This window comes from Enterococcus dongliensis, assembly GCF_031927985.1.
In the GTDB taxonomy this organism is placed as follows: domain Bacteria; phylum Bacillota; class Bacilli; order Lactobacillales; family Enterococcaceae; genus Enterococcus_A; species Enterococcus_A dongliensis.
Genome location: NZ_JARPZC010000007.1, coordinates 24780 through 42730 on the forward strand (window position 1 = coordinate 24780; position 17951 = coordinate 42730).

The following is a 17951-nucleotide window of genomic DNA, read 5'->3' on the forward strand; positions in this document are numbered from 1 at the left end:
CCACCTGATCAACTAATATTCGTCTATGTCTTACCAGAAGGTCATCACTCATTTTACTGGTGTTTGACCTCTTTGTCTACCTTTTTCAGTAAAATGATCGGAGGCTTATTCGTCTTTTGGTGTCTCAAAAAACTGGACCAATTGCCCTACGACATTCGTATCCAACATCGTATGGATTTGGTCAATCGTATTAGCAACTGCTTCCGGACCAGTTGATCCGTGGGTTTTGATCACAGGTGCTTTCAATCCAAACAATACTGCTCCTCCATGAGCAGAATAGTCCAATTTATCTTTCAAGCCATATAAAGTATCTTTTAGCATCAATGCTCCAAATTTACCTTTGACGCCAGCTTCATTGATACTTCCTTTAATCAAATTCATCAGCCCCATCGCTGTTCCTTCGATTGTTTTCAATACTGCATTTCCAGTAAATCCATCTGTCACGACAACATCAGCAGCGCCGTTTAATAGTTCACGCGCTTCCACATTTCCGATAAAATTGATACTTTCTTCTGCTTGTAATAATTTGAAAGCTTCTTTAGTCAACTCGCTGCCCTTAGTTTCTTCCGTTCCATTATTCAACAAACCAACGCGGGGATTTTTTATCCCACGAACATGTTTTGCATAAAATGAACCTAAGATCGCATATTGTTGGAGATGTTCCGCTTTATTTTCAGCATTAGCACCTAGATCCAACATATCAAATCCGCTATCACCAGTTAAAACTGGCAACGTCGACATCAAGCCTGGACGTTCGATTCCTTTGATTCGACCAACGACAAATAAGCCGGCTGCTAATAGCGCTCCTGTATTACCAGCTGAAAAAACCGCATCAGCTTTGCCTTCTTTGACCGCTTGAGCGGCTAGAACCATCGACGCAGTTTTTTTACGACGGATCGCTTTGACAGGTTCATCCTCACTGTTGATTTTCTCATCTGTATGGATGATTTTAATATTTTCTTCGTTGGTAAGGTATTGGCGGATCGCCTCTTCTTTTCCGTACAATTGAAACTCAATGTCTGGGTGATTTTTTTGGGCCAGCATTACACCTTCAACAATCGCTTTTGGGGCAAAATCTCCACCCATTGCGTCTACAGCAATTCTCATGAAAAAATTCTCTCCTTTTTCCTTTTCAATGAATTCACTCTATCTTTCAAAACTATTCATCGTTTAATTTTCTACAGTATAGCACACTAATCAAAATATGTTTCACCGCTTTTAGTTGGTTGCAACGCCTGAGCTAACGGGGCAAAAGCAGGTTGTTTCTGCCAATCATCCATCTGCCAAATCTGATCTGCTTCATCCCGTGCCACTTCTAATACATTGGCATCGTTGACTAGATCAGCAATCAAAAATTGCGGCAATCCTGATTGCCGGAAACCAAATACTTCCCCTGGTCCTCGCAGTTCCAAATCTTTTTCACTCAAGACAAATCCATTATTGGTCTCAGTCATGATTTTCATACGTTCTTTGCCTAATTCATTTTTAGGACTAGCAACTAAGATACAATAAGAAGCCGCTGAACCTCGTCCAACACGTCCACGTAATTGATGGAGCTGAGCCAAACCAAAACGATCCGCGTCCATGATAAACATCACCGTTGCATTAGGAACGTTGACACCGACTTCGATCACCGTGGTGGAAACAAGAATCTGACTTTGATTCTCTTTGAATTCTTCCATGATCAACTCTTTCTCAGTATTCTTCATTTTCCCATGCAAAAGACTGACTTGGTACGTTGGAGCATAGTATTCTTTTAAATGATTGTAGATTTCAGTCGCATTTTTTACATCTAAGGCTTCAGATTCTTCAATCAATGGACAGATTACATATAATTGATGACCCATCTGTAATTCTTGTTTGGCCCAATCTAGCGTATGTTCTAACTGTTTGGGTTTAATCCAACTAGTTTTGACTGGTATCCGACCAGCGGGCATTTGATCAATGATTGACACATCCATCTCGCCGTAAGCTGTAATTGCTAAAGTCCGCGGAATCGGGGTCGCTGTCATGAATAAAACATCTGGATGAAGTCCTTTCTCACGCAAGACTTTTCGTTGGTTCACCCCGAAACGATGTTGCTCATCCGTAATGACCAGACCTAAATTGGCAAATTGAACCTCGTCTTGGATTAGTGCATGAGTCCCGATTACTACATCGATCTCCCCATTTTTTAACCCGGTCAAAATTGCTCGTCGTTCTTTCATTTTCGTTGAACCCGTCAACAACGCAGTCGTTACTTCTAAAGGATCAAATAATTGATTCAAACTGGCTAAATGCTGTTGCGCCAAAATTTCTGTCGGCACCATCAGTGCACCTTGAAACCCTGCCGTCATCGCAGCATATAAGGCGATTGCTGCCACCACTGTTTTTCCGCTTCCTACGTCTCCTTGTAACAAGCGCTGCATATGTTTTTTACTACGTAAGTCATAACAAATTTCATTGGTCACTCGTTTTTGCGCGTCTGTCAATTCAAAGGGCAGTTTTTGGGTGAATTGTTTTAAACGTGCTACATCATAACGAATCGCCAGGCCATTTTTTTCACTGTGTTCTTTTTTCTTCAGCCCTTGCATTTGCATTTGAAACAGAAAAAATTCTTCAAAAACCACTCGTCGTTTAGCCTGCTGACTCTCGTGAGGATTTTTAGGGAAATGCATCGCTCGCATCGCTTGTTTTCGCGGCATCAACCGATATTTTTCTAATAAATACTCTGGCAAGTTTTCTGTCACCTGTTCGCCAAATTTATCAAATGCTCCTTTGATTAAATCAACCAATGTACTTTGGCGGATTGCTTTAGTCACATGGTAAATGGGGGCATATTCTTCCGTCTGTTTACCGCCTAAAATCTTCATCCCGGTCAATGCCTTGCGTTTTGCATCCCACTTTCCATAAACTGCTAATTCTTCTCCCACTTCAATTTTATCTTTCAAATAAGGTTGATTGAAAAAGGAAACCATAAAAACGGCATGATCTTGCATCATCCGGAATTGTAATCGACTTTTTTTATAGCCAAAACGGCTGATGACAGGTGCTGAGACGATCACACCTTTCAACGTGACTTTTTCTTGATCATTGATTTCTAATAGATTTTTTTCTTGAATGTCTTCATAACGAAACGGGTAATAACTCATCAGATCTTCAATCGTTACAATTCCCAATTCAGCCAATGTTTGTACTCGTTTGGGTCCGACACCGGAAAGAACAGATACAGATTCTTGGATTGCCATTGATTGCTAGCCTCCTTTTTAACATCAATTTAAGTATCAAAAAACTTATTCATAATGAACTGGCAAAAAAAGCCGGGAAAAGATTCCCGACTTCGACTTTATAAGACTATTCTGCTGAGAGCAAGTATGGATAGACTGGTTGATTTCCTTCGTGAATCTCAACTTCTAGGTCAGGATAGCTCGCCTCGATTGCTTCACTTAATTTTTCAGCTTCTGCTTGCGTGCCTTCTTCACCGACAATGATCGTAATAATCTCGATATCGTCGTTGATCATTTTTTTCAAAGTATCAAAGGTCGCTTGATATTTATCTGCCTCTGAAAGAACGATTTTTCCATCGATCATGCCTAAGTAATCGCCTTCGTGGATCTCTACCCCGTCGATTGCTGTATCTCGGATTGCATTAGTGATTTGTCCACTAACGACTGATTCTAACATTTCAGTCATTGCTATTTTGTTGTCTTCCAAGTTTTGATCACCATGGAACGCCAACATCGCTGTCATTCCTTGAGAGACTGTTTTACTTGGCACAACTACGACAGGAATATCTGCAACTTCTGCTGCTTGATCGGCAGCCATAAAGATATTTTTGTTATTCGGCAAAACGATCACTTGATCCGCATGTACTTCTTTGATTGCTTCTAAAATATCTTCTGTACTTGGATTCATCGTCTGACCTCCGCTGATAACAAAATCAGCTCCAAGGCTCTTGAACAATTCTTGCACGCCTTCACCAGCTGCGATTGCAATGACTGCTTGCGGTTTGCGTTGAACAGGTACTTGTTCTACTGCTGTCGCTTTTTCGTCATGTTCCAAGATTGTTTCATGTTGCAGACGCATATTATCGACTTTCACTTTGATCAATGCACCGAATTTTTGGCCATAGTTCATGACTTCGCCTGGATGTTCCGTGTGAACATGTACTTTAACGATTTCGTCGTCATTGACGACTAATAATGAATCACCGATACCATCTAAATAGTTTCGGAAAGTATCATAGTCGAATTGACTGTCCACCGTGGGACCTTCACCTAAACGGACCATAATCTCTGTACAATAACCAAATTTGATGTCTTCTGTCGCTAATTGGCCTTGGATACTGCGGTGATGTTCGGCATTGACCATTTCGTCCATTTCAGCTGGACTTGGTTCATAAGTATCATCTGCTTGGAATTCACCATTTAATGCACTTAAAAAGCCTTCATAAATGAACAACAACCCTTGACCTCCACTATCGACCACGCCAACTTCTTTCAAAACTGGCAGCATGTCTGGTGTTTTATCCAATGCTTTTTTCCCAAATTGAACAACTGCCGTCATCACTTCGATCACGTCATCTGTCTGTTTTGCTTTGCGCTCTCCAGCTTTTGCTGATTCACGTGCCACAGTTAAAATTGTTCCTTCTACCGGTTTCATAACTGCTTTATAGGCAGTTTCTACTCCGTGAACGAACGCTTTTGCTAAATCTTCTGCGTTCAAAGTCTCGACTTCTAAGATTGCTTTAGAAAAACCGCGGAACAATTGTGACAAGATAACGCCAGAGTTTCCTCGTGCACCCATCAGTAATCCTTTAGCTAAAACATTGGCTAATTCTCCGACTTTTTCTGAAGCAGAGTTGACAACAGCAGTCGCGCCGCTGGTCATGGATAAGTTCATATTCGTTCCAGTGTCACCATCTGGTACTGGAAATACATTTAATGAATTGACATATTCTGCATTGACTTGCAGACGTTTAGCGCCAGCCTCTACCATTTCTTGGAATTGACTCGCGCTGATTTCTGTTACCTTCACTTACTTAGTCCTCCTTAAGAACGCTGCCTTTAGTCAGGCAGAACACGCACACCTTGAACATAGACATTCACTGAGTTGGCTGTAACACCAAGCATCGTTTCTAAATTGTATTTCACTTTTTCTTGAACATTGCGTGATACTTCTGAGATCTTCGTGCCATAGCTGATGATTGTGTAAACATCTACTGCAATCCCATTTTCTTCTTGACGCACAACAACGCCACGTGAATAATTTTCTTTTCTTAAAATCTCTGTAATATTGTCTTTGATTTGATTTTTGCTAGCCATACCGACGATACCAAACACGTCAGTAACTGCACCGCCGACAACCGTCGCGATGACGTCGTTTGAAATTTCGATCATACCAGCCTGTGTATTGATTTTCACAGCCATAGTTGTTAGCCTCCTTAAATAGGCGTATTCGCCCATTTTTTCTACTATAATAGTTTATCATAGCCCTATGACAAATAAAAGAAAGTTCCGTTGCGATTTGCTGATAGGGCACTCCCTGCTTGCCGCAAATTCCCGCCAACTTCCCTGCATCAAAACTTTTATTAAAAATTTTTACGCTAACAGAATATAATTTACCCGCAAATCCTTTGAATGTCAATCTTTCTAAAAAAATTCACTTGCTAAACTTGTTAATCTATGCTAAATTATTTTAGTATGAGCCAAAGAAGCGCTCCAATATCAAGGCAAAAGGAGGAAACATCATATGGCAAAAGTTTGCTATTTTACTGGTCGTAAAACAAGAAGTGCAAATAACCGTTCTCACGCTATGAACGCTACAAAACGTACTGTAAAACCTAATTTACAAAAAGTTCGCGTTTTAGTGGACGGAAAACCTAAAAAAGTTTGGGTCTCAACTCGTGCTTTGAAATCTGGAAAAGTTGAGCGCGTTTAATATTATCCAATCAAGTCAAACCGTTCGATTACGAGCGGTTTTTTTGTGCACCCAAAACAACTACACATGCTGATCACGCTTCTTTTCAAACAATTTTCTTATGAATATTTTTTGCTGAGAAATCAACTGATACATGTTAGCAATATAAAAAATAAGCTAGGAGATTCCCAGCTATTTTTTTGCTGTTTTATGCTAGTTTCCTGCCGATTATTTTATAAATAACACAAATAAACGTCATCACTTTTTTTGATTACTGCCATACTCATTTTTGATTTTTAAATATTCGTTTGCGTTTCATAGCTCTTTCACAATATTTTATTCTTTCTATGGTAAAATTTGGATAGTCTGTTGAAAGAAGTTTGGTGATTTTTATATGAAAAACTATCTTAAAAAAAACCGTTGGTATATATTGGCGAGCTTTTTTTTGCCTCTTATACTGATGGCTCTCGTATATTTGACTATCGGTGTTTATCCCGGATCTAGTCGCAGTATTTTGGCCAGTGATGCCTTTTCACAATTTTCGAATTTCCATGCTAGTTTTCGAAATATGCTGTTAGGTAAGCAAGGACTTTTCTATAGTTGGAATGCTTCAATGGGGCTCAATTATCTGTCGTTAATCTCGTATTATCTCGGCGGCTTCTTCACCCCGTTAGTCATTTTCTTTCCAAATCAATTGATGCCTGATGCCTTATATTTTTTAACCCTGTTGAAAATCGGTTCAGCCGGATTAGCATTTTGGTTTTATGCTAAGGGCAGTTTCAAATTGCCGAATTGGTCACAAGTGGCACTGAGTGTCGCTTACGCGTTGATGTCCTTTACCATCGCTCATTCAGAGATTATCATGTGGCTAGATGCCTTCGTCTATTTGCCTTTGGTCATCTTAGGGATTAATCGCGTGATGGACATGAAAAAACCAACTGTACTATTTGTTTCCTATTTAATGTTGTTTTTGACAAGTTTTTATATGGGATTTATGATTGGTGTTTTTTCGGTACTCTATTTTGTCGCACGTTTATTAACAAATTGGCGAACATATAAAAAAAGTATCCTTCCTTATGGAATCACCTCGTTGTTAGCTGGTTTTGCTTCAATGATTATGATTTTACCGTCACTATTGGATCTGCGAGCAAACGGGGAAGAATTGACTAAAATCACGACTTTTAAAACCGAAGCAACGAATTGGTGGGATTTTATTGCAAAAAATCTGATTGGTTCATACGATACAACAAAATACGGCTCGATTCCCTTTATTTACATTGGACTTTTCCCATTAGTCTTATGCTTGTTTTTCTTTATTTGTAAGAAGATTCCTTGGAAAAACAAACTTCTTTATGGAATGATTGCAGCGATTTTACTTGCTAGTTTTTATATCCAGCCACTGAACTTATTCTGGCACGGTATGCATGCTCCCAATATGTTCTTGTTTCGCTATGCCTACCTGCTTTCATTTTTAGTGATTACACTAGCTGCCTGGGGCTGGGAAAAACTAACTCGTGAAAATGTGCTGCAACTAGTAGCCGCATGTCTGTTGCTGATCGCCTCTTTTGCGATTTTTTGGGGGATGAAAGGAAAGGATTATTCTTATCTAAAAAACAGTTCCCTTTATATCACAATTGGTTTTTTAGCAGGTTATGCGATTCTTTTGACCGGTTATCACTTCAATAAATTCCCTGTGAAAACACTCAGCCTGCTGCTTTTAGTCGCGATGTCTGCGGAAGCAACAATCAATAGTGATTTTATGGTACACGGGATTTTGAAAGATTGGAATTACGCCTCTCGTAGTCTTTATACCGAGCCTTATCCATCGATTAAAACCTTAGTCGATAAAACCAAAGCGGAAAACGACCATTTTTATCGTCTAGAAAATCTCGATCCAGTCTCAGCAAACGATTCATTCAATTACGGATACAGCGGTATCAGCATGTTTTCTTCGATTCGCAACCGCCATTCTTCTGGCTATATGGATCAGTTAGGGTTTCGTTCGAGAGGAACGAGTCTAAACATCCGTTACCAAAACAATACATTGTTAGCAGATGCTTTTACTGGAATCAAATACAACCTCGCTAAAACGAAGAACCTAAATAAATACGGCTTCACTAAAACCGCTAGCGCTGGTGGATACAATCTGTTTGAAAATAATTATGCCCTGCCATTAGCATTTATGGCTCCAAAAAGTATCGATAAATTGCCTGCTCTGCCAAATGATAATCTCGGAACCCAGACACAGTTGTTCAATGCTTTGTCACAAGAACAGTTCCGTTATTTTCAATTTTTGCCAATGACACAAACAGCTACGAAAAATGCTACTGTCACTAACTCTGGGATGATCACGACTATTACGGAAAAACAAAACAATGTTTCAAAAGATGTCACTTGGAAAGTCCAAGTTCCAGCAAATACACAAGCGTATTTGAGTCTTTATCCTTATAATTTCTCAGAGCTAGAAAGTTCAACCGCAACGGTTACAGCCAATGGACAAACGCGTCAAGCACAAATCGGTATCAATGGACAGTATTATGATCTAGGCTATTATCAAAAAGCCACGATTGTTACTTTTACTGCTAGTTTCTATGGAACTAGCTCAATCAGCTTCCAAAATCCGCAAGTGCTAGCGTTAGATACTGTCGCCTATCATTTAGCCATCGAAAAAATCAAAGCTAATGGTGTCGATATGAAGATTGGTAAACGCAGTGCAGAAGGGACAGTGACTGCTAAAAAAGCGCAGACACTCATTACGACCATCCCTTACGATAAAGGATGGACAGCCAAGATTGATGGCAAAAAAGTAGATACCAAAGCCTTTCAAGATGCCTTTGTCAGCATCCATTTACCAAAAGGCAAACACAAGGTGACCTTTAGTTATTTGCCGAAAGGTTTTATCATTGGTGGAATCTCGTTTATTCTATCCATCGGATTATTCATCCTCTACCTAAGAATAATCAAACCTAAAAAAACCCATCGCCATTAAAAAAGAAGAAGAAAATCGATGATCGATTTTCTTCTTCTTTTGCTTTGGATTCTTTTACAGCGAGAGTTTTCTTTTACAAACGACCCTTCACTTTTTATTCATATTTTACTTCTACTAAATAAAGACCTTCTGGGTGTGCTGTCGGTCCAGCCAGATTTCGATCTTTTGCCGCAATGATTTCCGGGATACTATCAGCCGGGATACGACCGTTCCCGATTTTTAATAACGTCCCCACCAAAATTCGAATCATTTTGTACAAAAAACCATTCCCCCGAAAAATAAAAGTCAATTCCGTTCCCGATTCATCCAGTTCCACTTCTGCCTGATAGATTGTCCGAACTTTATCTTCAATCGAACCACCACTTGCACAAAAAGAAGTAAAATCATGAGTCCCTAATAAATCAGGCAATGCTTGACGAATCAACGTGATATCTAACGGATAAGGATAATATGCCGCATAGTAGCGACGAAACGGGCTCCGTGGTTTAGTAATTTGCACTTTGAAATGATACGTCTTCTCTACCACGTGATAGCGGGCATGGAAATCATCTGGAGCAATCTCCACGGATGAGACCGCGATATCTTCTGGTGTCTGTGTATCTAAAGCAAAACGCATTCGTTCTAATGGCCGTTCCTGCGGATAATCAAAATGGATCACTTGCCCAATTGCATGAACTCCCGCGTCAGTCCGTCCTGAACCAAAAATAGTGATTGGTTGATTATTGTTCATTTTTTGCAACGTTTTTTCAACTTCCTCTTGGACTGTTCGACCATTCGGTTGGCGTTGAAATCCATTAAACCGTGTACCATCATAAGCAACCACTGCTTTGTATCTAACCATTTTTTTCTCCTTAAACCAAAAATTAATTCTGCCGGAGTCATTATAACAGCTTTTTGACTAGAATCCAACGCGCTGTGCTGGATCCTCATCTAACTTCAATAGGCACAGCTGCTGAGAAATTTTTATTTTTATGTCCATTCAAGACGATTAAACAAAAAAAGCCTGGATCACTCCAAGCTTAACTACGTAAAAAAATCAACACGACTGTGGCTAACCCAAAAACGACGATGATACTTGTATCACGTGAAGACCACTGTAATTTTCGATATTTGCTGCGTCCTTCACCACCACGATACCCGCGGGCTTCCATGGCAGTAGCTAGATCTTCTGCTCGATTAAAACTGCTGACAAACAGTGGAATCAGTAATGGTACAATCGCTTTAACTTTTTGAACTAGATTGCCATCATTAAAATCAACCCCACGTGCCCGCTGAGCATTCATAATTTTTTCCGTTTCATCCATCAATGTCGGTACAAAGCGCAAAGCAATCGATAGCATCAGTGCGATCTCATGAACTGGCAAATGAATTCTTTTTAACGGATTCAGCAGTGATTCAATGGCATCAGACATCGATAATGGGGGAGTTGTTAATGTCAATAGTGTCGACATGAAAATAATCAAAACAAAGCGACAAAAAATGAACAATCCGTTTTGGATTCCATAGGAAGAAAGGCTAAAGACGCCCCACGACCAATACAGCGTTCCGCCACGAGTAAATAGTACCTGCAAGGCAACTGTAAAAATGATCAGCCAAATCAACGGCCGGACACCCTTTAGAAAAAAGTTTAAATTTATCTTTGATAGAAAAACGGCGATCATAGTGAATACTGCTAAAAATAAATAACTCTGCCAATTATTTGCCAAAAAGATGATTCCAATAAAGTAGAAACTGGCAACCAATTTCGCTCGTGGATCTAATCGATGAATCAGTGAATCTCCTGGAATAAAACGGCCAAAAATCAATTTATTCATCATGAGCAGGACCTCCTGCGACTTTTACGATCCAATCAGCTAATTCATTTTCGGTTAGCGGTAATTTAGAAAAATTTGCCCCTCGTGCTTGCATTTTTTCTGCGAATGCACTGGCTTGAGGAACTCCTAATTGTTTTTCTTTTAACCAAGAAACGTCAGCAAACACTGATTGAGGATCGCCGTTTTTCACTACATAGCCCTTTTCCAAAACATAGACATAATCAGCAAAATTTGCCACATCATCCATTAAATGGGTAACTAAAACGATTGTCATCTTTTTTTCTTGATGCAAACGCCAAAACATTTCCATCATTTCTTTACGACCTAAGGGATCTAAGCCTGCTGTTGGCTCGTCTAAGACTAAAACTTCCGGTTCCATTGCTAATACACCAGCAATTGCGACACGTCGCATCTGGCCTCCAGAAAGCTCAAAAGGCGAACGCTCAAGATATTCTTCCGACAAACCTACCAATTCTAAATTCTCTTTTGCCAAGGCTTGTGCAGCTTCATCACTAACACCAAAATTTTTTGGACCAAACGCGATATCTTTTGCGACTGTCTCTTCAAACAACTGCGCCTCAGGAAATTGAAAAACGATACCAACTTTTTTACGAACGGGTTTTAAATTCTTATTGTCTGTCGTTGGTGTAATTTTTCTATCTCCAATGAGTACTTGTCCATCCGTTGGTTTTAATAACGCATTCAAATGTTGCAAAAGAGTCGATTTTCCACTACCTGTATGCCCCACTAGAGCTGTATAAGATCCTTCGCGAATATTTAGGTCAATATCGTAAAGAGCACGCTGTTCAAAAGGGGTATTCGGTTGATAAACGTAGCTTACTTTTTCAAAACGGATGTCCATAACCAGTCCATCATCCCTTCCTCATCTAAATAATCCGCTGGTACAGTTACTCCACGAGCTTTTAATGCCGCTTTCAATTTCTCGGGAAACGGGAGATCTAATCCTAGCGAGACTAGTTTCGGACCAGCAGAAAAAATCTCATCCGGTGTCCCTTCTTGATACAGCTCGCCTTCTCTCATCACAAAAATCCGATTAGCACTAGCTGCTTCATCAATATCATGAGTAATCGAAATAACAGTCAATTCACTCTCTTCTTTGATTTTTCGAATCGTCGAGATAACATCATCGCGTCCTTCGGGATCTAGCATACTTGTCGCTTCATCTAAAATAATAATATCTGGGCGTAAAGCTACTACACCTGCGATTGCTACCCGTTGTTTTTGCCCACCAGATAAACGTGCCGGTTCTCGGGTCGCAAAATCCTGCATCTTGACTTTTTCTAATGCATCTTGAACCCGATGCTGCATTTCACTTCGCTCGATTCCTTGGTTTTCCAAACCAAAAGCTACATCGTCTTCCACCGTTGCACCAACGAATTGATTATCAGGATTTTGAAAAACCATCCCTACCATTCGGCGAATATCCCAAACAGATTCTTCAGATAGTTTCATCCCACCAACTGTTACTGTTCCTTTTTGTGGTAAATGAAGGCCATTGATTGTCTTGGCTAAGGTCGATTTTCCTGAGCCGTTATGCCCCACAATCGCAATCCATTCACCTTTGTTTATTGAAAAGCTGACATCTTTTAATGCAGGTGCCGCTTCTTCTTGATAACTAAATTCAATTTGATTGATCTCAATAATTGGCTCCATGGTTACACCTTTCCACTTCTTTGCAAATATGTACTAAGACTAGCAAAAAAGCCACGTTTTATCAATCCTTGTTACTCAATAAAATGCTTTTGTATACCTATCTGTCTTGACAGTATTTTTGGGTATAAAAAAACACTTTATGATGAGTGCCAGCTTCCCAGTCAATCTGGGAAGCGGCGCTGAGCTAGACTCGGAGAAAATCTCCAACATCATAACACTCTAAAAGAATCATCTATAAAGTGAAGAGTGATTATTATACAAGTTCCAAAACAACCATAGGGGCGTTGTCGCCACGACGAGGTTCAGTTTTTAAGATACGAGTGTATCCACCTTGGCGTTCAGCGTAACGAGGAGCGATGTCATTGAATAATTTTTGTAATGCAGATTCAACAACGATTGCTTCGTTTTCTTCGCGAACATCAGCGACTTCATTACGTACAAAGCTTGCAGCTTGGCGACGTGCATGAAGATCCCCGCGTTTTCCTAAGGTAATCATCTTTTCAGTAGTTGAACGAACTTCTTTCGCACGAGCTTCTGTCGTTACGATACGTTCGTTGATAATTAAGTCAGTTGTTAAGTCACGCAACATTGCTTTACGTTGGCTAGATGTGCGTCCTAATTTACGATAACTCACGTAGGTTTCCCTCCTTTGTCAACAATATTAATCGTCTTTACGTAGTCCTAACCCAAGATCATGTAATTTGGCTTTCACTTCTTCAAGTGATTTACGGCCTAGATTACGTACTTTGATCATTTCAGGTTCAGACTTATTCGTCAATTCTTGAACCGTATTAATTCCGGCACGTTTCAAACAATTATACGAACGTACAGACAAGTCTAGTTCTTCGATGGTCATCTCTAACATTTTTTCTTTTTGTGTTTCTTCTTTTTCAACCATGATTTCAGCGTTTTTCGCTTCATCAGTAAGATTTACAAAAATATCTAAATGTTCGGTTAAAATTTTCGCTGCAAGACTCAATGCTTCTTGAGCAATGATCGATCCATCAGTCCAAATCTCCATCGTTAATTTGTCGAAATCATCACGACGACCAACCCGCGTATTTTCAACTTGATAGTTTACTTTACGAACTGGTGTATAGATAGAATCAACTGGAAGGACACCGATTGGCATATCTTCCTTTTTATTTTCGTCTGCTTGAACATAGCCGCGACCAGGTTTTACTGTTAGGCGGGCATGGAATGTCGCACCTTCAGAAACAGTACAAATGTACATATCTTTATTTAAGATTTCAACGTCACTGTCAACGATAATATCGCCGGCAGTTACCGTAGCTGGTCCAGTAATATCGATCTCAAGGGTTTTTTCTTCTTCAGCGAATAATTTCAACGCTAAACCTTTAATATTCAAAATGATTTGTACAACGTCTTCTCTTACACCTTTGATGGTTGAAAATTCGTGTAGCACCCCATCGATTTGAATATTTGTAATGGCAGCGCCCGGTAAAGAAGAAAGTAGAATACGACGTAGAGAATTACCTAAAGTAGTTCCATAACCTCTTTCCAGAGGTTCAACAACGAACTTGCCATAATCTCTGTCTTCATCAATTTTTGTGATTCTTGGTTTTTCGAATTCAATCATTCTTGTTTTTTACCCCTTTCAAAACGAAAAGTGTCTTGTTCAATGACGTTCCTGTAAAACTCATAGAGTTGGGCACTCATTAAACACGACGGCGTTTTGGAGGGCGGCATCCATTATGAGGTACTGGAGTCACGTCACGAATTGCAGTTACTTCTAAACCAGTTGCTTGCAATGAACGAATCGCTGCTTCACGACCAGAACCAGGTCCTTTAACAGTTACTTCAACACTTTTCAATCCATGTTCCATTGCAGCTTTTGTTGCAGTTTCAGCAGCCATTTGAGCAGCGAAAGGAGTTGATTTTTTACTACCTTTGAACCCTAACGAACCTGCAGATGACCATGCTACGGCATTACCGCTTGCATCAGTAATCATGACGATTGTATTATTAAAAGTCGAATGAATATGAGCGATACCTGTTTCGATATTCTTCTTCACACGACGTTTACGATTGACTTTCTTTGCTACCATGAAGATTTAAACCTCCTTCACTAATTATTTTTTCTTGCCGGCAATAGCGCGAGCTGGACCTTTACGTGTACGAGCGTTGTTCTTAGTGTTTTGTCCACGTGTAGGCAAGCCACGACGATGACGGATTCCACGGTAAGAACCGATTTCCATCAAACGTTTGATGTTTAAGTTAGTTTCACGACGAAGATCGCCTTCAACTTTTAATTTATCAACTTCAGCACGGATAGCGTCTGTTTGTTCGTTCGTTAAGTCACGTACACGAACATCTTCAGAAACACCTGCATCGGCTAAAATTTGTTTCGCTGTAGTATTTCCAATACCGTAAATATAAGTAAGTGAAATTACCACGCGTTTATCACGAGGAATATCTACTCCTGCAATACGAGCCATACTTAATTACACCTCCAATTATCCTTGACGTTGTTTATGTTTTGGGTTTGCTGGGCAAATCACCATAACACGTCCATTACGACGAATTACTTTACAATGTTCACACATTGGTTTTACTGATGGTCTTACTTTCATGATTATACCTCCTGAAGTTTTACGGAGTACAACTTACTTAAAGCGATAGGTAATACGACCACGGCTCAAATCATATGGAGAAAGTTCAACTGTAACCTTGTCTCCAGGTAAGATTCGAATATAATACATCCGGATTTTACCAGATACGTGCGCAAGAACTTCGTGTCCGTTTTCCAATTCGACTTTAAACATTGCATTCGGCAAAGTTTCGACGACTGTTCCTTCGATTTCAATCATATCTTCTTTTGCCACGCAGAGTACCTCCTTGTAGTTGTTTCGCATTTTCACACGATAAAATGGCGGAAACTGCAGTTCCCACCCTAATTCTAAAGTTAACTTCCAAAAAGCTAGAAGTCAGACTGACAAATTCTATCATAAAACATCGAACTTGGCAAGATAAACTGCATCTCAAGTCGGTAGGCAAATTATTTTTCGATAATTTTTTCTACATCCGCAAATACGGCATCAATTTCACGATCTCCATCCACTGGATACAACAGACCTTCTTCATCATAATAAGCTAAAATAGGTTCACTATTTTTAACATTAACAGATAAACGATTTTTAACAGTTTCTGGCTTATCATCTTCGCGTTGGTAAAACTCATGACCCCCGCAGCGATCACAAGTTCCTTCTACTTTCGTAGGGTTGAAGATTTTATGATAAGTCGCACCACAATTGCGGCACATGAAACGTCCTGCCAAACGTTCAACTAATACTTCTTCTGCTACTTGAATGTCAATCACAGCATCAATCTTTTTGTTCAAGTCCGTCAGCATTTCAGCTAATGCTTTGGCTTGATCCAAAGTACGAGGGAATCCGTCCAATAAGAACCCTTTGTCAGTGTCTTTTTGGGCTAAGCGTTCCTTCACGATACCGTTAGTAACTTCATCTGGGACCAAATCCCCTGCATCCATATAAGATTTTGCTTTCAATCCGAGTGTTGTCTCGTTTTTGATTGCTTCTCGGAACATATCCCCCGTGCTGATATGTGGAATATTGTACGTTGCAACAATTCTTTCTGCTTGTGTTCCTTTTCCTGCCCCTGGCAGTCCCATTAAGATCAGGTTCATTGCTTTCCCTCCTAGATTATTACCAAAGAAATCATTTGTTTAAAAATAATTTCCATTTTCATTCTTTATAACTTAATCAAGTTGAAACCGATATTCAATTCATTTAAAAAGTGAGAACGGCGTTGAGGAAATCCCTCAACACACGAATCTACTCTCCATCCATGAATCCGACATAACGTCGTTTCAACATGAGTCCTTCTAATTGTTTTGCCGTTTCAAGCGCAACCCCTACTACGATCAGTAGACTTGTACCACCTAAACCAATTGATTGAGGCAAGTTCCAAACCATCTGCGCGATAATCGGGATCAAAGCGATTAGACCTAAGAAAATAGCGCCCACCACACTCAAACGCATTAAAATTGCAGAAACATATTCTTCTGTTCCTTTACCCGGTCTTACACGCAGAATATAACTTCCTTGTTTTTGTAAGTTCTCTGCCAATTTTTCAGGATTAACCTGAACAAAGGCATAGAAAAAGGTAAATGCAACAATCAGAACCGTATAAATCGCAGCACCTGGAATCGTGTTGTAACTAAATAATTTCGTTAAAACATCATACCAGCCTTCCGCACTATATTTACTAGCTAATGCTTGCAGCACCGCATTTGGTGTTGCAATAAATGAGCTGGCAAAGATAACTGGAATTACTCCGGCAGCATTGACCTTTAATGGTAGATAACTGCTTGTTGGAGCGCCCACGACTTGTTTTGTATATTGAATCGGAATTTTTCTTTCCGCTTGTTGAAAATACGTAACAAAAAAGATAATCAACACAATAGCGACAAGTAAAATTACAACAAAAATAATTGATTTCCAAAGATCACTAGGATCAATGTTCACAAAATAATCATCATAGACATCTTTGATACTTTGTGGCAATCGTGAAACGATCCCCGCAAAGATAATCATCGATACTCCATTTCCGATTCCTTTTTCAGTAATCTGTTCTCCCAGCCAAGTCACAAACATTGTACCAGCTGTAAGAATGAGACCGATTGTGACGAACGTTTGAACATTACGGTTTGGCACGAAACCAAATTGAGCGAAATAGTCAAATCCAGCAGTGATACTCACCGACTGAATGAAAGCCAAGACTAAAGTTAAATAGCGCGTTGCTTGATTTAACTTTTTACGACCGACTTCCCCTTGTTTTGACCATTCGACAAATTTAGGAACGATATCCATCTGCAACAACTGAATAACAATTGAAGCAGTGATATATGGAGAAACCCCCATTGAGAAGACCGAAAAGTTTTGCATAGCTGAGCCGCTCACCATATTCAGCATTCTGAAAAATGGCATTTCGCTCAATCCTTGCAACCCACGTGCATCTACTCCCGGTACGGTGATCTGAGCACCTAACCGAAAAACTAATAAGACTAAAACGGTAAATAAAATCCGTGATCGGATGTTCTTAACTTTGAATGCATCTTTTAAAAGTTTGAACATTAGATCACCTCGATTGAACCACCGGCAGCTTCAATTGTTTCTTGAGCATGTTTAGAGAATTTTGCTGCTTTAACGTTTAATTTTTTATCTAATGATCCGTTTCCTAGAACTTTGATTCCAGCTTTTTCGTTTTTCACGATTCCAGCTTCAACTAAAGCAACAGGTGTTACTTCTGACCCATCTTCAAAACGATTTAAGACATCTAAATTAATTACAGCATATTCTTTGCGATTCACGTTAGTAAATCCACGTTTTGGTAAACGACGGAACAAAGGAGTTTGACCACCTTCAAAACCTAAACGCACACCACCGCCTGAACGAGCTTTTTGTCCTTTTTGACCACGTCCAGCTGTTTTTCCGTTACCTGATGAAGTACCACGTCCAACGCGGTTGCGAACTTTACGTGAACCTTCAGCAGGTTGTAATTCATGAAGTTTCATTATATTGGGCACCTCCTTA

19 protein-coding genes are annotated in these 17951 nt (G+C 39.8%); 2 read left to right on the forward strand and 17 right to left on the reverse strand.

The features are described 5' to 3' along the window. Positions 1-105: 105 nt before the first annotated feature. The 4 genes from plsX to P7D84_RS06745 form a co-directional block, all read right to left on the reverse strand. Positions 106-1107: a phosphate acyltransferase PlsX gene (plsX, locus tag P7D84_RS06730; RefSeq protein ID WP_311805681.1), complete on the reverse strand. Its 1002-nt coding sequence runs from the start codon at positions 1105-1107 to the stop codon at positions 106-108. Positions 1108-1193: 86 nt separating this feature from the next. After that, positions 1194-3227 (reverse strand): ATP-dependent DNA helicase RecG, encoded by a 2034-nt coding sequence (recG, locus tag P7D84_RS06735; RefSeq protein ID WP_311805682.1) that lies wholly within the window; start codon positions 3225-3227, stop codon positions 1194-1196. Between the two features lie 106 nt (positions 3228-3333). Continuing rightward, the gene (locus P7D84_RS06740) at positions 3334-5016 is read right to left on the reverse strand and encodes a fatty acid kinase ATP-binding subunit FakA (protein WP_311805684.1); all 1683 of its coding nucleotides are present in this window, start codon (positions 5014-5016) and stop codon (positions 3334-3336) included. Between the two features lie 29 nt (positions 5017-5045). Beyond that, positions 5046-5408 carry an Asp23/Gls24 family envelope stress response protein gene (locus tag P7D84_RS06745; protein ID WP_137603751.1) on the reverse strand — a complete coding sequence of 121 codons (363 nt, stop codon included), beginning with the start codon at positions 5406-5408 and terminating at the stop codon, positions 5046-5048. 322 nt (positions 5409-5730) lie between these two features. Here P7D84_RS06745 and rpmB point away from each other — a divergent pair, with 322 nt between their 5' ends. Both rpmB and P7D84_RS06755 read left to right on the forward strand, forming a co-directional pair. Continuing rightward, positions 5731-5919: a 50S ribosomal protein L28 gene (rpmB, locus tag P7D84_RS06750; RefSeq protein WP_010747188.1), complete on the forward strand. Its 189-nt coding sequence runs from the start codon at positions 5731-5733 to the stop codon at positions 5917-5919. A 373-nt stretch (positions 5920-6292) separates the two neighbouring features. Continuing rightward, the gene (locus P7D84_RS06755) at positions 6293-8887 is read left to right on the forward strand and encodes a YfhO family protein (RefSeq protein WP_311805686.1); all 2595 of its coding nucleotides are present in this window, start codon (positions 6293-6295) and stop codon (positions 8885-8887) included. 94 nt (positions 8888-8981) lie between these two features. On the opposite strand, the gene truA is transcribed toward P7D84_RS06755, so the two are convergent. The 13 genes from truA to rplO form a co-directional block, all read right to left on the reverse strand. Next, positions 8982-9728: a tRNA pseudouridine(38-40) synthase TruA gene (truA, locus tag P7D84_RS06760; RefSeq protein WP_311805688.1), complete on the reverse strand. Its 747-nt coding sequence runs from the start codon at positions 9726-9728 to the stop codon at positions 8982-8984. Between the two features lie 178 nt (positions 9729-9906). After that, entirely contained in the window at positions 9907-10704 is a 798-nt protein-coding gene (locus P7D84_RS06765; protein ID WP_137603754.1) for an energy-coupling factor transporter transmembrane component T family protein, read from the reverse strand. Further along, a complete protein-coding gene (locus tag P7D84_RS06770; protein ID WP_311805690.1) occupies positions 10694-11563 on the reverse strand; it encodes an energy-coupling factor ABC transporter ATP-binding protein in 870 nt (289 codons plus the stop codon). The genes P7D84_RS06765 and P7D84_RS06770 overlap by 11 nt, the downstream gene beginning before the upstream one ends. Further along, positions 11539-12375: an energy-coupling factor ABC transporter ATP-binding protein gene (locus P7D84_RS06775; RefSeq protein WP_311805692.1), complete on the reverse strand. Its 837-nt coding sequence runs from the start codon at positions 12373-12375 to the stop codon at positions 11539-11541. The genes P7D84_RS06770 and P7D84_RS06775 overlap by 25 nt, the downstream gene beginning before the upstream one ends. 253 nt (positions 12376-12628) lie before the next feature. Continuing rightward, positions 12629-13009 carry a 50S ribosomal protein L17 gene (gene rplQ, locus P7D84_RS06780; RefSeq protein ID WP_137603757.1) on the reverse strand — a complete coding sequence of 127 codons (381 nt, stop codon included), beginning with the start codon at positions 13007-13009 and terminating at the stop codon, positions 12629-12631. Positions 13010-13036: 27 nt separating this feature from the next. Further along, a complete protein-coding gene (locus P7D84_RS06785) occupies positions 13037-13975 on the reverse strand; it encodes a DNA-directed RNA polymerase subunit alpha (RefSeq protein WP_010742775.1) in 939 nt (312 codons plus the stop codon). A gap of 79 nt (positions 13976-14054) precedes the next feature. Continuing rightward, positions 14055-14444, reverse strand: a complete 390-nt coding sequence (gene rpsK, locus P7D84_RS06790; protein ID WP_016179483.1) for a 30S ribosomal protein S11 — start codon at positions 14442-14444, stop codon at positions 14055-14057. Positions 14445-14468: 24 nt separating this feature from the next. Beyond that, positions 14469-14834, reverse strand: a complete 366-nt coding sequence (gene rpsM / locus P7D84_RS06795) for a 30S ribosomal protein S13 (RefSeq protein ID WP_010747198.1) — start codon at positions 14832-14834, stop codon at positions 14469-14471. A gap of 18 nt (positions 14835-14852) precedes the next feature. Beyond that, complete coding sequence (rpmJ, locus tag P7D84_RS06800) at positions 14853-14969, reverse strand: 50S ribosomal protein L36 (protein ID WP_010742772.1); 117 nt, start codon at positions 14967-14969, stop codon at positions 14853-14855. A 33-nt stretch (positions 14970-15002) separates the two neighbouring features. After that, positions 15003-15221: a translation initiation factor IF-1 gene (gene infA / locus P7D84_RS06805; RefSeq protein ID WP_010742771.1), complete on the reverse strand. Its 219-nt coding sequence runs from the start codon at positions 15219-15221 to the stop codon at positions 15003-15005. 173 nt (positions 15222-15394) lie between these two features. After that, positions 15395-16042, reverse strand: coding sequence for an adenylate kinase (locus P7D84_RS06810; RefSeq protein ID WP_137603758.1), 648 nt, complete (start codon positions 16040-16042; stop codon positions 15395-15397). 148 nt (positions 16043-16190) lie between these two features. Beyond that, positions 16191-17492, reverse strand: a complete 1302-nt coding sequence (secY, locus tag P7D84_RS06815) for a preprotein translocase subunit SecY (protein WP_137603759.1) — start codon at positions 17490-17492, stop codon at positions 16191-16193. After that, on the reverse strand, positions 17492-17932 hold the full coding sequence (gene rplO, locus P7D84_RS06820; RefSeq protein ID WP_137603760.1) for a 50S ribosomal protein L15: 441 nt from the start codon (positions 17930-17932) through the stop codon (positions 17492-17494). Before rplO ends, secY begins: the two co-directional genes overlap by 1 nt. Between the last annotated feature and the right edge of the window lie 19 nt (positions 17933-17951).

Excerpts from the sequence above, each read along its gene's own strand:
- plsX (WP_311805681.1), bottom strand. The coding sequence starts at position 1,107 with ATGAGAATTGCTGTAGACGCAATGGGTGGAGATTTTGCCCCAAAAGCG.
- recG (WP_311805682.1), bottom strand. The coding sequence starts at position 3,227 with ATGGCAATCCAAGAATCTGTATCTGTTCTTTCCGGTGTCGGACCCAAA.
- P7D84_RS06745 (WP_137603751.1), bottom strand. The coding sequence starts at position 5,408 with ATGGCTGTGAAAATCAATACACAGGCTGGTATGATCGAAATTTCAAAC.
- rpmB (WP_010747188.1), top strand. The coding sequence starts at position 5,731 with ATGGCAAAAGTTTGCTATTTTACTGGTCGTAAAACAAGAAGTGCAAAT.
- P7D84_RS06755 (WP_311805686.1), top strand. The coding sequence starts at position 6,293 with ATGAAAAACTATCTTAAAAAAAACCGTTGGTATATATTGGCGAGCTTT.
- truA (WP_311805688.1), bottom strand. The coding sequence starts at position 9,728 with ATGGTTAGATACAAAGCAGTGGTTGCTTATGATGGTACACGGTTTAAT.
- P7D84_RS06765 (WP_137603754.1), bottom strand. The coding sequence starts at position 10,704 with ATGATGAATAAATTGATTTTTGGCCGTTTTATTCCAGGAGATTCACTG.
- P7D84_RS06770 (WP_311805690.1), bottom strand. The coding sequence starts at position 11,563 with ATGGACATCCGTTTTGAAAAAGTAAGCTACGTTTATCAACCGAATACC.
- P7D84_RS06775 (WP_311805692.1), bottom strand. The coding sequence starts at position 12,375 with ATGGAGCCAATTATTGAGATCAATCAAATTGAATTTAGTTATCAAGAA.
- P7D84_RS06785 (WP_010742775.1), bottom strand. The coding sequence starts at position 13,975 with ATGATTGAATTCGAAAAACCAAGAATCACAAAAATTGATGAAGACAGA.
- rpsK (WP_016179483.1), bottom strand. The coding sequence starts at position 14,444 with ATGGTAGCAAAGAAAGTCAATCGTAAACGTCGTGTGAAGAAGAATATC.
- rpsM (WP_010747198.1), bottom strand. The coding sequence starts at position 14,834 with ATGGCTCGTATTGCAGGAGTAGATATTCCTCGTGATAAACGCGTGGTA.
- rpmJ (WP_010742772.1), bottom strand. The coding sequence starts at position 14,969 with ATGAAAGTAAGACCATCAGTAAAACCAATGTGTGAACATTGTAAAGTA.
- P7D84_RS06810 (WP_137603758.1), bottom strand. The coding sequence starts at position 16,042 with ATGAACCTGATCTTAATGGGACTGCCAGGGGCAGGAAAAGGAACACAA.
- secY (WP_137603759.1), bottom strand. The coding sequence starts at position 17,492 with ATGTTCAAACTTTTAAAAGATGCATTCAAAGTTAAGAACATCCGATCA.
- rplO (WP_137603760.1), bottom strand. The coding sequence starts at position 17,932 with ATGAAACTTCATGAATTACAACCTGCTGAAGGTTCACGTAAAGTTCGC.